The sequence below is a fragment of the Streptomyces sp. NPDC107454 genome (assembly GCF_055582885.1).
Map to the genome: position 1 here is coordinate 348,985 of NZ_JBVJPA010000014.1, position 12,546 is coordinate 361,530.

10 protein-coding genes and 3 pseudogenes are annotated in these 12,546 nt (G+C 71.3%); 11 read left to right on the forward strand and 2 right to left on the reverse strand.

Annotated features, from left to right (window positions below; genetic code table 11):
• Positions 1–4: 4 nt before the first annotated feature.
• The 10 genes and pseudogenes from fabG (at position 5) to ACZ69M_RS34585 (ending at position 8,265) form a co-directional block, all read left to right on the forward strand.
• Entirely contained in the window at positions 5–766 is a 762-nt protein-coding gene (fabG, locus tag ACZ69M_RS34540) for a 3-oxoacyl-ACP reductase FabG (protein ID WP_470056128.1), read from the forward strand.
• Positions 767–816: 50 nt separating this feature from the next.
• Positions 817–2,310 (forward strand): aldehyde dehydrogenase family protein, encoded by a 1,494-nt coding sequence (locus ACZ69M_RS34545; RefSeq protein WP_470056129.1) that lies wholly within the window; start codon positions 817–819, stop codon positions 2,308–2,310.
• A gap of 39 nt (positions 2,311–2,349) precedes the next feature.
• Positions 2,350–2,832: pseudogene (locus ACZ69M_RS34550) on the forward strand (NAD(P)-dependent oxidoreductase); the annotation flags it as partial.
• Positions 2,818–3,252 carry an NAD-binding protein gene (locus ACZ69M_RS34555; protein ID WP_470056212.1) on the forward strand — a complete coding sequence of 145 codons (435 nt, stop codon included), beginning with the start codon at positions 2,818–2,820 and terminating at the stop codon, positions 3,250–3,252. The pseudogene ACZ69M_RS34550 and the gene ACZ69M_RS34555, both read left to right, overlap by 15 nt.
• 7 nt (positions 3,253–3,259) lie before the next feature.
• The gene (locus ACZ69M_RS34560; protein WP_470056131.1) at positions 3,260–5,443 is read left to right on the forward strand and encodes an acyl-CoA dehydrogenase family protein; all 2,184 of its coding nucleotides are present in this window, start codon (positions 3,260–3,262) and stop codon (positions 5,441–5,443) included.
• A gap of 19 nt (positions 5,444–5,462) precedes the next feature.
• A complete protein-coding gene (locus tag ACZ69M_RS34565; RefSeq protein WP_470056133.1) occupies positions 5,463–5,957 on the forward strand; it encodes a MaoC family dehydratase in 495 nt (164 codons plus the stop codon).
• Positions 5,954–6,688, forward strand: a complete 735-nt coding sequence (locus ACZ69M_RS34570) for an SDR family NAD(P)-dependent oxidoreductase (RefSeq protein WP_470056135.1) — start codon at positions 5,954–5,956, stop codon at positions 6,686–6,688. The genes ACZ69M_RS34565 and ACZ69M_RS34570 overlap by 4 nt, the downstream gene beginning before the upstream one ends.
• Before the next feature lie 53 nt (positions 6,689–6,741).
• Positions 6,742–7,341 (forward strand): FAS1-like dehydratase domain-containing protein, encoded by a 600-nt coding sequence (locus ACZ69M_RS34575; RefSeq protein WP_470056137.1) that lies wholly within the window; start codon positions 6,742–6,744, stop codon positions 7,339–7,341.
• Complete coding sequence (locus tag ACZ69M_RS34580) at positions 7,325–7,855, forward strand: hotdog family protein (RefSeq protein ID WP_470056139.1); 531 nt, start codon at positions 7,325–7,327, stop codon at positions 7,853–7,855. The genes ACZ69M_RS34575 and ACZ69M_RS34580 overlap by 17 nt, the downstream gene beginning before the upstream one ends.
• On the forward strand, positions 7,852–8,265 hold the full coding sequence (locus ACZ69M_RS34585; protein WP_470056141.1) for a nuclear transport factor 2 family protein: 414 nt from the start codon (positions 7,852–7,854) through the stop codon (positions 8,263–8,265). The genes ACZ69M_RS34580 and ACZ69M_RS34585 overlap by 4 nt, the downstream gene beginning before the upstream one ends.
• A 147-nt stretch (positions 8,266–8,412) precedes the next feature.
• On the opposite strand, the gene ACZ69M_RS34590 is transcribed toward ACZ69M_RS34585, so the two are convergent.
• The gene (locus ACZ69M_RS34590; protein WP_470056143.1) at positions 8,413–9,987 is read right to left on the reverse strand and encodes an amidohydrolase; all 1,575 of its coding nucleotides are present in this window, start codon (positions 9,985–9,987) and stop codon (positions 8,413–8,415) included.
• Positions 9,988–10,238: 251 nt separating this feature from the next.
• Positions 10,239–11,677, reverse strand: a pseudogene (locus ACZ69M_RS34595) (APC family permease).
• A 145-nt stretch (positions 11,678–11,822) separates the two neighbouring features.
• On the opposite strand from ACZ69M_RS34595, the pseudogene ACZ69M_RS34600 reads away from it, so the two are divergent.
• A pseudogene (locus ACZ69M_RS34600) lies at positions 11,823–12,431 on the forward strand (TetR/AcrR family transcriptional regulator C-terminal domain-containing protein); the annotation flags it as partial.
• Positions 12,432–12,546 lie beyond the last annotated feature (115 nt).

Here is a 12,546-nt window from a genome sequence, read left to right on the forward strand (position 1 = left end):
TACCGTGAAGGAACTCGAAGGGCGCGTCGCGCTGGTCACCGGCGCGGCGCGCGGTATCGGCGCCGGCATCGCCCAGCGGTTCGCCGAGGCCGGCGCACGTGTGGCGGTGCTCGACCTCGACGCGGCCTCCTGCGCCGACACGGTCGCCGCGGTCGAGGCCGCAGGCACGAAGGCGCTGTCGCTGGCGGTCGACGTCAGCGACACCTCGGCCGTGGAAAGCGCCGTGGACGAGGTCGTGCGGCAGTTCGGGCAGCTCGACATCGCCGTCAACAACGCGGGCGTCACCCGCGACAACCTGCTCTTCAAGATGACCGAGGACGACTGGGACACCGTGCTGCGCGTCCACCTCAAGGGTGCCTTCAACATCTCGAAGGCGGCGCAGCGGCACATGGTGGCGGCGAGGTACGGACGGATCGTCAACCTGTCGTCCGTCTCCGCTCTCGGCAACCGCGGCCAGGCCAACTACGCGGCGGCGAAGATGGGGATGCAGGGGTTCACCCGCACGCTCGCCATCGAACTGGGGCCGTTCGGCATCACGGCCAACGCGATCGCCCCCGGGTACATCGACACGGAGATGACCCGGGCCACCGCCGAGCGGATGGGCGTACCGCTCAAGGAGAGGCTGGAGTCCATGGCGAAGACCACGCCGGTGCGCCGGATCGGCTACCCGGCCGACATCGCCAACGCCGCCCTGTTCTTCGCCTCGGAGGCCTCCGGGTTCGTCACCGGCCAGACCATCTACGTCGACGGCGGCCGCAGGCTCTGACCGCCGCCCGTCCGGTCCGCCACCCCATCGACTGTAAGGATCACACCCGTATGGTCGCCACGACCCAGACGATCGCCCAGTCCATCGCCCGGTCCGTCGCCGGACCGATCCTGCCGGCGCGGCTGTCGGCCGTCCTGGGCGGGGAATGGCACCGGACCGACGGTGCCGTCCACGACGTCCTCGACCCGGCGAACGAGTCGGTGATCAGCCGGTTCGTCGAGGCTCCCGGCGCACTGGTCGACGAGGCGGTCGCCGACGCCCACGCGGCCTGGACGGCCGGCTGGCGGGATCTCGAACCGGCGCGCCGCGGGCGGATCCTGCTCGCGGTGGCGGCGGCGCTGCGTGAGCACGCGGACGTGCTGGCCCGGCTGGAGTCGCTCGACTGCGGCAAACCGCTCTCCCAGGCCCGCACCGACGTGGAGGTCTCCGCCCGGTACTTCGAGTACTACGCGGGCGCCGTCGACAAGGTCGGCGGCGAGACGATTCCGCAGCCCGGGGGCACCTTCGCCTACACCGTTCACGAGCCCTACGGCGTCATTGCGCACGTGACCCCCTGGAACGCGCCGATCAGCCAGATGATGCGGGGCGTCGCCCCCTCCCTGGCCGCCGGGAACACTGTGGTCGTCAAGCCGTCCGAACTGACGCCGATCACCTCGCTCCTCGCGGCGGTCATCATGGTGGAGGCCGGTCTGCCCGCCGGTGTGTGCAACGTGGTGCCCGGCACCGGCCCGCTCACCGGTGAGGCGCTGGTCAGCCACGACCTGGTGCAGCATGTGACGTTCACGGGTTCGGTGCGCACCGGTCGGCACGTGGGCCGGATCGCCGCCGACCGGCTCGTCGGCTGCAACCTCGAACTCGGCGGAAAGTCGCCCAGCATCATCCTGGCCGACGCCGACCTGGACCGGGCTGCGCGGGCCGGAGCCCTCGCGGTGATCCGAAACTCCGGGCAGTCCTGCTTCGCCACCACCCGGCTCGTTGTGGACCGCCGCGTCGAGCAGCAACTGCTCGACAAGATGGCCGAGCACTTCGCCGGACTGACCGTCGGCCCTGGCCTGGACGACCGCGACGTGGGACCGCTCATCAGCGAGGACCAGCGCCGCAAGGTGCTCGGGTACGTGGACTCGGCGCGGGCCGAGGGCGCCCGGGTGGTCGTCGGCGGCGCCGCCCCCGCGGGCCTGTCCAAGGGGCACTTCGTCGAGCCGACGCTGCTCGCGGGCGTCACCAGCGAGATGACGGTCGCGCGCGAGGAGATCTTCGGTCCGGTGCAGTCGGTGATCGCCTTCGACGACCTGGAGGAGGCGATCACCATCGCCAACGACACGCCCTACGGCCTGTCGGCGGGCGTCTTCACCTCCGACGTCGGCGCCGCCCACCGCGTCGCCGCCCGGCTCGACGCGGGCCAGGTACAGGTCAACCGGTACACCGGCGCCGGCGTCGAGGTGCCCTTCGGGGGCTACAAGAGCAGCGGTCTCGGCCGGGAGAAGGGCCTTGAGGCGCTGCGCCACTACACCCAGGTCAAGAGCGTCATCGTCGCCGTCGACTAGTCGCCGCTCCCCTCGCGCAGTCGGCGCTCCACGCATCTCGAAGGAGGCAGAATGTCCGGCCCGACTCTCGGTTTCGTCGGTCTCGGTGTCATGGGTGGTGGCATGTGCGCCAACCTGACCCGCAAGTGCGGGCTTCCGGTACTGGCCTACGACACATCGCCCGAGGCACTGGACCGGGCGGCCGGGCACGGGGCACGTCCTGCGCCGGGGCTGCGTGAGATCGCCGCCGCGGACATCGTGTTCCTCTCCCTGCCGAGCATCGCGGAGGTGGAGCACGTGGTCGGCGAGATCCTGGGCGGCGAAGCACGGCCCCGGGTCATCGTGGACATGTCCACCAGCGATGTCTCCCGGACGCGTGCCCTGGCCGACCGGCTCCGGGAGGAGGGCGTGACCTACGTCGACGCCCCGGTCGCCCGCACACGGCAGGCCGCCAACGACGGCACGCTGCTCATCACCGTCGGGGCCGAGCCGGAGGAGTACGAGAAGCTGCTCCCGCTGCTGTCGTGCATGGGCTCCGACGTGGTGCACGCCGGGGCGTCCGGCAGCGGCCAGCTCTTCAAGATCCTCAACAACATGGTCGTCTTCATGAACGTCAACGCCCTCGCCGAGGCGCTCGCCATCGGCCGGCGCGCGGGCGTCGACGGGAAGAGCCTGTTCGAGGCGCTGTCCATGGGTTCGGCCGACAGCTTCATCCTGCGGCGCACCGCGGCGGCGACCATGATCCCCGACGAGTTCCCGGAACAGGCATTCCCCACCAACTACGCGATCAAGGACCTCGCCCTCGCGCTGAAGCTGGCGGACGACGTCGGCATCACCGCCGCCGGCGCCCACCAGACCATGGACCTGCTGTGCCGCAGCCGGGACGCAGGCTACGGCTGGAAGTACTTCCCGGCGGTGATCCGGGTCATCGAGGGACGGATCGGCGCGGAAGGCGAGGCGTGAGAAGGCGATGAGCGACAACCCAGCGGCGATCGACCGTGACGAACTCAGGCTGCTGCGGGCCACGGTGAGGGAGGTGTTCACCAGCACCCCCACCCTCGCCACCCTCGGCGAGGTGGGCCTGCTCTCGCTCCTGACACCGGAGGAGAGCGGCGGGGCGGGATGGCGGGTACTGGAGGCGTGCACCGTTGTCCGCGAGGCCGGACGCGCACTCGACGGGCTGCCGGTCGCCGGGACCCTGCTCGCGGCGGCCGCGGTCGCCGGGCACGAGCAGCACCAGACCGTGCTGGACGGACTCCTCGGCGGCAAGACCGCGGGCGCCTTCCACGAGCACGCAGGGCTCGTGCGCAGCGGTGACGGCTGGACGGCGAGGGGCGCCGTCGTCTTCAGCGGGGCGATGCCGCTGGGCGGTTTCGTACTGGCCGGTGAGGACGACGGTCAGCTCCTGCTCGTCACGCCGGAGGCAGCGGACGTGACCGCCCTGGCCGGGGACGACCGGTTCGACACGACGCGCGACGAACTGCTCGTGGACCTGTCCCGGGCACCAGTCACCCCCCTCCGCGCGTCGGCCGGGGGAGCCGGGAGTCTGAAGGACGTGGCGGCGCTGCTGGCCTGCGCCGACACCCTGGGGGCGCTGGAGGCCACCTCGGAGCGCGTCCGGGAGTACCTGATCGGCCGGTCCGCGTTCGGTCGTCCGCTCGCCTCCTTCCAGGTCCTGCAGCACCGACTGACCGATCTGGACATCCTCGTCGCCGCCGCGGACGCCCTCGTACACCGCGCGGCCGTCGCGCTCGCCACCCGGTCGCCCGAGGCACACCGAGTGACGCAGCTGATGACGGCCTTCCTCGCCGCCCGCGCCGTGGCGGCGCTGGACGACTGCATCCAGCTCTGCGGCGGTATCGGCTTCACCTGGGAATGGCCCGTGCACCACGCCATGCGCCGGGCCGTACGCAACGCCGCCGTCGCCCGCCCGCGGCGCCTCGGACCCGAGGCCCTCAGGGCATCCCTCGAAGGATCCCGCGCGACCGCGGGCACGCACGACGCCTTCCGGGCCCGTGTCCGCGAGGTCATCGCCGAGCACGCCCCGTTCGAGGCCCGCGAGGGACACCGCGCGCCCAAGTCGGCGGAGCAGGAAGCCGCCATGCGGTCCTGGTACAAGACCCTGTACGACAACGGACTCCTCGGCCGGTCGTGGCCGGTCGAGTGGGGCGGAAGCGCGGAACACCATCCGCTCGACGAACTGGTCCTGACCGAGGAACTCATCCGCGCACGCGCTCCACGCCCGATCGACCAGGTCCTCCTGGCCGGCCACACCCTGCTGCGCTACGGCACCGCCGAGCAGCGCCGGCGCCACCTGCCGCGGATCCGTACCGGCGAGCACATCTGGTGCCAGCTGTTCAGCGAGCCGGGCGCCGGCAGCGACCTCGCCGGGGTCACCTCACGCGCCACCGCCCGCGGGGACGGCACCTGGGTGCTCAGCGGGCAGAAGACGTGGACGACGGACGGTCACTGGGCCCAGTTCGGCATGGCCCTGCTGCGGACCGACCCCACCTCCGAGCGGCACGCGGGACTGACCGTGTTCGTCGTGCCCATGGACAGCCCGGGCCTGGAGATCCGCCCGATGACCACGATGGGCGGCGCGCACGAGTTCAACGACGTGTTCCTCGACGGGGTCGTCCTCGGCCCGGAGCACGTGGTCGGGGAGATCGGCCAGGGCTGGTCGGTGTCCATGTCGGGGCTGGAGTCCGAACGCTTCACGGTGGGCGGCAACGTCCTGCTCCTGGAACTCCTCCTCGCGGACCTGCTCACGGTCGCCGAAGCCGTGCAGGACGCGGGCGAACCCCTCCTGCACCAGCCGGAGACACTGGAGCGGATCACCCGGCTGCGCGCCGAGGCCGAAGCCGCCAGCGCCTACGTGACGGGCCACATCGAGCGGGCGCTCGCCGGTGCGGAGGGCGAGGCGGAGGCGCCGATCGCCAAGCTGCTCTACACCGAGGCGTACAACCGCACGGCCCGGCTCGGGGTTCAGATGATCACCCGTCACCAGCCGGTGCCGGAAACCGCCCGGGCCGCGGCCCGCCGCCTCACTGACGCCTACCTCTGGTCGCGCTCGCTGACGATTTCCGGCGGCAGCTCCGAGGTCATGCGCAACATCATCAGCAAGCGCAGGCTGCGCCTGCCCTCCGGACGATAACCGAGGGGGAGACCGAGAAGTGTTCGTCATCGAGTCCGCAGAGGACGCCCGTGCCGCGGTCGGCACGGAGATCGGTATCAGCGACTGGATCACCGTCGACCAGCACCGCATCGACCTGTTCGCCGAGGCGACCGAGGACCGGCAGTGGATCCACGTCGACGTCGAGCGGTCCGCGGCCGGCCCGTACGGGACGACCATCGCGCACGGCTACCTCACCCTCTCGCTGGTGCCGGACCTCATGCGCGAGGTCTTCGCCGTCAAAGGTGCCGCCATGGGGGTCAACTACGGCGTCGACACCGTCCGCTTCCTGACCCCCGTTCCCTCGGGCTCACGCGTCCGGGTCCGGGTGTCCGTGCGGTCGGCGGAAGTGCGTGAGGACAACGGTCTGCGGCTCGGGCTCGAGGCGGTCGTCGAGCTGGAGGGCGCGCCGCGCCCGGCGTGCGTCGCGACCACGATCGCCCTGTACCGCTTCGCCATGAACGATTCGTCATCGAACACCGAGGACAAGGCATGAGTCAGAAGAGGGTTGCGCTGGTTACCGGTGGTGCGCGGGGACAGGGCCTGGCGATCGTCCGCCGGCTTCGCCAGGACGGCCTGTCCGTCGTCGCGGCGGACGTGCTCGTCGACGAACTGCATGGCGCGGTCGCCGAACTCGACGACCCCGAGGTGCTGCCGGTGCGCCTCGACGTCACCGACGAACAGAGCTGGACGGACGCGCTGAATAAGGTGGAGGAGCGGTTCGGCGGCCTCAACGTGCTCGTCAACAACGCGGGCATCCTCGGCCGGGGGATGCTCGTCGACGAGACGGCCGAGCAGTTCGAGCGGCTGTGGCGGGTGAACTGCCTTGGCATGTTCCTCGGCATCAAGGCTGCGACCCCGCTGCTGCACAAGGCCGACCAGCCCGCCGTGGTCAACACGCTGAGCATCTCCGCACTGCACCCCTTCGACCGGCACAGCGCCTACAACTCCTCCAAGTGGGCGGCCCGCGGACTGAGCCTGACCGCCGCACGCGAGCTGGGCGACCTGGGGATACGGGTGAACGCGGTCCTCCCGGGCTCGGTCGCCACGCCGATGCACGACGCCGCGACCATCGAGCGCCTGTCGAGCGGTTCGCTGCTGGGCCGTATCGGAGAGGCCGAGGACATCGCCGCCATGGTGGCGATGCTCGCCTCACCGCAGTCGTCGTTCGTGACGGGCGCCGAGGTGGTCGTCGACGGCGGCGCCGGACTGCGTACCGCGCACTGACCTTGGAAGGCTTCGGCGAGCGGCCGACGGGCCGGGCGGACCGGCCCGGATCCGTGACCGCGGACGACTGGACGGCGGCTTGGCAGCCGTTGCGGGACATGGTCGGCCACGACATCGACCCGCCGGGCGTCGCCTTCGGCCCGGACCGGGTCGAGGCGGGCGCGATCCGTCGGCTGACCGAGGTCCTCGAACTGGACTGCCCGCTGCACCACGACGAGGCGACCGCCCGCGCCCACGGCTGGCCGGGCGTCATCGCGCCCTACACCTCGGTCTGGTACCACGTGTTCGCGCCCGTGTGGCAGCCCGGTGATCCGGCGGCGTTCCCGGACAGCGGGCGCGACGCGCTGCCCCGCACGAGCCCGATGCAGACGGAGACCTTTCCCTCGGCCCCGCCGACGACGCACATCTTCGCCACCAACACCTCCTACGAGTTCGTACGGCCCCTGCACGTGGGGGCGAGGGTGGGGATCACCGGCCGCAGCCTGTTCGCCTGCACGCCGAAGGCGACGACCGTCGGCCGCGGGGCCTTCGTCCGGGTCGGCCGGCGGTTCCTGACCGAGGACGACGAGGAGGTCTGTCGCGTGGAGCTGGAGATGTACCTCTACAACCCGCATCCCACCGGCCCGGAGGCGGCCGATGAACGACAAGGGTGACGGGCACGGCGAGCGGCGAGCGGAGGGGGCCGCCGCAGCCCCCGTGTGTCCGTCACCCCTGTCGGCGGAGGTGGGCGACCCGATACCGGGCGTCGACTTCCCGCTGCCGGTCTACCGGCTCGTGATGGCGGCGGGCGCCACCCGCGACCTCGCCCCGCTGCACCACAACGACGACTTCGCGCGCGCCTCCGGTGCCCCGTCGATGTACGCGAACGCCCTCTTCCTGCTCGGCATGTGGGAGCGGGCGCTGCGCGACTTCATCGGCCCCGCGGGCACCATCCTGGCGATCCGGGACCTGAGAATGGCGCGGTTCGCGCCGGCCGGAAGCGTCGTCCGGGTGCGCGGGACCGTCGTCCGCAGACAACTGTCCGCGGACCGGCTGGTGTTGGAGATCGAGCTTCGCTCGACGGTCGACGACGTCCTCACCGTCGGCCCCGGGCTGGGCGTGGTCGCCCTGCCCCGACAGATCCGCAACGTACACGCCGTACAACGAGATGGAGATGCCCGAACATGACGAACGTCCAGGTGGAAGAAGCCTCCGAGGTCCTGCCCGCGCTCTGGAACCTGCTCGGTGACTACGCCCGCGCGGTCGACGCCCGTGACACGGCGGCGGTGGGGCGCCTGTTCGGCGGGAGCGGGACGCTGGCCCTCCCCGACCGGGACATCAGCGGCGAGCACGAGCTGGCCGAGTTCACGGCGCAGGCTCCTCGCGGTGTACATGTGCAGGGCGTGCCGACGGTGGAGCGGGGAGCGGACGGCGTGCTGCACGTCACCTCCAACTTCGTCTTCGTCAACGCCGTGACCTACGCGCTCTCCTCCGGTGAGTACCGTGACGAGATCCGCTCCGGCGAGGACGGCCTGTACTTCGCCCGCCGCGCCATCACCATCAAGGTCCGGACGTCGGACGAGCCGCCGAGTGAGTAGGGGACGGACCGGCGTCGGCTCGTGCGGTAGCGGACCGGCATTGCCATGCGACATCGATGGGGAAAGGCACGCCGACGCCCTGCGGCATCCGGACTGTGAGCCGGACCCGGGAAGATGGAAGGACCGGAAGATGCGGCCCCTACCGCGTCACTTCCAGCGGTACGCCATACGCCCGTCGACCACCGTCAGAAGCACCGGCGCCTCGGCCACCTCGTCCGGGGGCGCGGTGACCGGGTCCAGTCCGAGCACGGTGAGGTCCGCGCGCAGGCCGACCGAGATCCGGCCGCCTGGCTCCCCCGCGGCGAGGGCCGCGTGTGACGTGACTCCTTCGAGCGCCTCGATGCCGGTCAGTCCCTGCCGCGGCCCGGCCGCACCTGCCGGCACCCGCGCCATGGACAGTACTTCCCGTACGTCGTAGTGGGCGATGGGCCAGTCGGAGCCGAGGGCGAGCACGGCGCCGGCGTCACGCAGGTCGCGGGTGCGCCAGGCGCGGGCGGCCCGCTCGTCACCGAGCCGCTTCGACCACTCGTCGCTGTGGTCGCCCTTCGTGTACGCGGTGTGCGGCGGCTGCATTGACGCGGCGACGCCGAGCGCGGCGAACCGGGGGAGCGCGTCGTTCGGGACGGTCTCGATGTGCTCGATGCGGTGTGCTCCACGGCCGCTCGCGCCGAGCGCCTCGATGGTGTCAAGGGCGTGCCGTACGGCGGCGTCACCGATGGCGTGCGTCGCCGTACGTACGCCGGCGCCATGCAGATAACGGACGGCGGCGCTGTACGCGGCCGGATCCGGCCAGAACGCGTCGGTGCCCTGGCCGTGGCAGTCGGCGTGCTCCAGCCAGGCGGTGCCGCCCTCGACGGTGCCGTCCATGAAGAACTTGACTCCGCCGACGCGCCACCGGTGCCCACGGCGCTGCTGCAGGCCGATGAGTTCGTCGAGGCCGGCGCGGTCCACGCCCGGCATGCACCAGGGCGAGATGGTGAGCCGAAGCGGCAGGTCGCCGTCCTCCTCGAAGGCGGAGAGGAGCTCCAGGTCGGCCCCGTCCATGACGTGGGCGCCGGTCAGTCCGGTGGCGGCCATGTCGCTCAGGAGCTCGGCAAGGCCGGCGCGGCGGGCCTCGTACGACAGCCGGGGCACGACCTGGTCCACGAGGTCCATGGCGGCCTGCTCGACGAGGTGACCGGTGGGCCGCCCGTCGGCGTCGCACACGACCTCGGCGCGCTGGGCGAACGAGCGAGGACCGGTGACCTTCGCGGCGTCCAGGGCGGCGCCGCCGGCTAGGGCGGAGTGGCCGTCGTACAGGCGCAGGAAGGCCGGGGCGCCGTCGAGTGCATCCTCGACGAGGTCGAGGTGGACGGGCCGCCCGGCGAACACGTTGTGGTCGAGTCCCCAGCCGACGACCCACCCGTCGATCCGTTCGGCGCCGCGCAGGGCGGCCCGCAGCGCGTCGAGGTCCTGTACGCCGCTGAGGTCGGTGCCGGTGGCCATGTGCAGGCCCGATACGGGGTGGCTGTGGGAGTCGACGAGGCCGGGCGTCACGGTCGCTCCGCTGAGGTCGAGCCGTTCGGTGTGCGGGCCTGTCCAGTCCCGTACGAGGTCGTCCGTCTCGCCGACCGCGACGATGCGGCCCTTGGCCACGGCGACGGCGGTCGCATGAGGGTGGGCGAGGTCGAGGGTAAGGATGTTCGTGTTGGTGAGGATCAGGTCGGCGGTGGTCGGCGGCATGTGCGGGCGGCTCCTGTTTCTGCGTTTCCGTGATGAGTGGACGGGGCTGAGGGGTGGGCAAAGCGAGCCCTTGCGGTGATCGAGCGGTGGTTCGGGGGCGGGCCCAGGTCTCGGCGCCGTTGGCGGTGGCGATTTCGTCGGTGGCCGCGGGCACAGTGGCGGCTGGTCGCGCTCGGCGGCGGAGCCGCGTATCGGTCCAGCCCAGGCACCCTTCAAGGAGGTCCGGGGCGGAGTTCCGTGGCCCGCGCGGCTTACTGACCGAACCTCTCGTACACCCCGGGACGGGACCGCCGTAGACGCCACGCCAGGGCCAGGCCCAGGACGAAGACCGCGGGGGTCGCTGCCATCAGGATGCCGTTGGCCAAGGGGGGTGGCCCCGTGAAGAGGTCGAGATGGGTGGCGACCAGGACGATCGCCGTGGCCAGGAGCAGCGTCGCGACGACGGGCGCGACCACCGTGCGTACGATGCCCTCCTCGTGCGTGATGCGGCGGAAGAAGAACGGCACCGACAGCGCCGCGAGGAGCTGGAGCGCCATCAGAGCGAGCATGCCCGGGGTGTTGACCCAGAGCAGAAGACCGCTGTAGGGGTCCGCACCCGCTGCCCAGAACGCGAGCACGACAACCGCCCCCAGCACGGTCTGCACCATCCCGGCAAGGTACGGGGAACGGTGCTTGGGGTGGACGCGGGTCCAGGCTCGGGGCAGGACGCCAGCGTCGGCGAGCGCCAGACCGTAGCGGTTGACGGCGTTGTGGAACGCGAGCAGCGATGCGATGACGCTGGTGACGATGAGGACGTGCGTCAGGTCGGCCGCCCAGCCGCCCACGAAGGTGGTGATGGCCGTGAAGAACAGCCCCGCCGGGTCGGACCCGGCTGCCTTCACGACCTCCGCGTCGCCGAAGGACTGGATGGCGATCCAGACGGTGAAGGCGTAGAAAAGGCCGAGGAAGCCGACGGCGATATACGTGGCGCGAGGCACCGTACGCTCCGGGTTCCGCGCCTCGCGCCGGTAGATGACGGTCGACTCGAACCCGGTGAACGCGGCGAACGCGAAGGCCAGGACCGCCGCCGTGCCCGGGACGAGGACGTTGTCCGGGGCGAGGGACGCCATCGACAGACCGTGGGCGCCGCCCTTCAGGAGCACGCCTCCGGCGAGCAGGACGAGGATGCCGGTTTCGGCGACGAGCAGCACGCCGAGGAGCTTCGCTCCGAAGTCGATCGAGCGGAAGCCGCCGTACCAGATCAGCAGCAGGCCGGCGAGGGAGACAGGCAGCCAGGGGATGTCGGCGCCGAAGAGGGCGTGGACGGTGTCCTGGGTGGCGGAGCCGAGGAGACCGTAGACACCGATCTCCATGCCGTTGTAGCCGACCATCGCCAGTAGTGCGGCGCCGATCCCGGCAGGGCGGCCGAGGCCCTGGGAGATGTACGCGTAGAACGCGCCGTCGCCGGCGACGTGGCGGCTCATGGTGGTGAAGCCGACGGCGAAGATGGCGAGAGTGAGGCCCGCGAGGAGATAGCCGACGGATGCGCCTATGCCCCCAAGGCGATGGCTATGGGCGCGACGCCCGCCATGACGGTGAGCGGGGCGGCGGCGGAGACGACGAAGAAGGCGATGTCGGCGGTGCCGAGCGAGCCGGTACGCAGACCGGGCGAGGCGCTCGGCTCTACGGTTTTCGGGGAGGCAACGGACATGCGAAGGTAAGCCCTTCTGGCGGTGGCAGGAGCGGCAGAGGACGTGCGGGCGACGTAAATCTAAAGCGTTTCGGTTTCCGCAATGAAACCTCACGTTTGACGTACGGGAAGACCCGTATCGCGGACGTGACGGGGGAGCGCAGCGGTGGGACGGCCGAACAAACCACTCCTGGACCGGGAGCGCATCACCTCGGTGGCGCTCGAACTCATCGACGAGACGGGCGAGTTCAGCGTGCCGCAGATCGCGCGGCGGCTCGGAGTGCAGACCGGTTCGGTGTATCACCATGTGGACGGCCGTGACGGAATCGTGGAACTGGTGCGTGAGCGTGTGGCCTCCGCGGTCGACCCGGCGCCGCTGACCTCGGGCCTGCCGTGGGACGAGGCACTGACGGCGTGGGCCCGTTCCTACCGCGCTGCGTTCGCCGCGCATCCGAAGACGATCCCGCTCCTGACGACGAACCCGGTGCGGGCGCCGCGGGTCCTTGAGCAGTACGAGCTGGCTGTGGTGCTGCTCTTGGACGCGGGCTTCGCGCTCGCGGACGTGATGCCGGTGATCACCGCCCTGGAGAACACCGTGCTCGGCTCGGCCCTCGACGTGGCGGCACCCGAGACGATGTGGGAATTGACGGACAGGGTGTCGACACCGCTCCTGGCACGAGCACTGGCGGAGGTCCCGGAAGGCAGGGCGGATGCCGCGTTCGAACTGGCGCTGACGGCGTTCATCGACCACTGCCGAGCCCGGTGGCCGGGCCGAGGGGGGGGACGGGCCCGTCGCGGGGGATTGTGCGGGTGGGGTGGCTGGTCTTGGCTGCGGTGTCATCCGTGCCATGGCGCTGCCTGGGCTAGCGTCTTCCGTGCCTTGCTTGACC

Coding starts and splice junctions, on each gene's coding strand:
- ACZ69M_RS34545 (WP_470056129.1), top strand. CDS start 817: ATGGTCGCCACGACCCAGACGATCGCCCAGTCCATCGCCCGGTCCGTC.
- ACZ69M_RS34555 (WP_470056212.1), top strand. CDS start 2,818: ATGGGCTCCGACGTGGTGCACGCCGGGGCGTCCGGCAGCGGCCAGCTC.
- ACZ69M_RS34560 (WP_470056131.1), top strand. CDS start 3,260: ATGAGCGACAACCCAGCGGCGATCGACCGTGACGAACTCAGGCTGCTG.
- ACZ69M_RS34570 (WP_470056135.1), top strand. CDS start 5,954: ATGAGTCAGAAGAGGGTTGCGCTGGTTACCGGTGGTGCGCGGGGACAG.
- ACZ69M_RS34580 (WP_470056139.1), top strand. CDS start 7,325: ATGAACGACAAGGGTGACGGGCACGGCGAGCGGCGAGCGGAGGGGGCC.
- ACZ69M_RS34585 (WP_470056141.1), top strand. CDS start 7,852: ATGACGAACGTCCAGGTGGAAGAAGCCTCCGAGGTCCTGCCCGCGCTC.
- ACZ69M_RS34590 (WP_470056143.1), bottom strand. CDS start 9,987: ATGCCGCCGACCACCGCCGACCTGATCCTCACCAACACGAACATCCTT.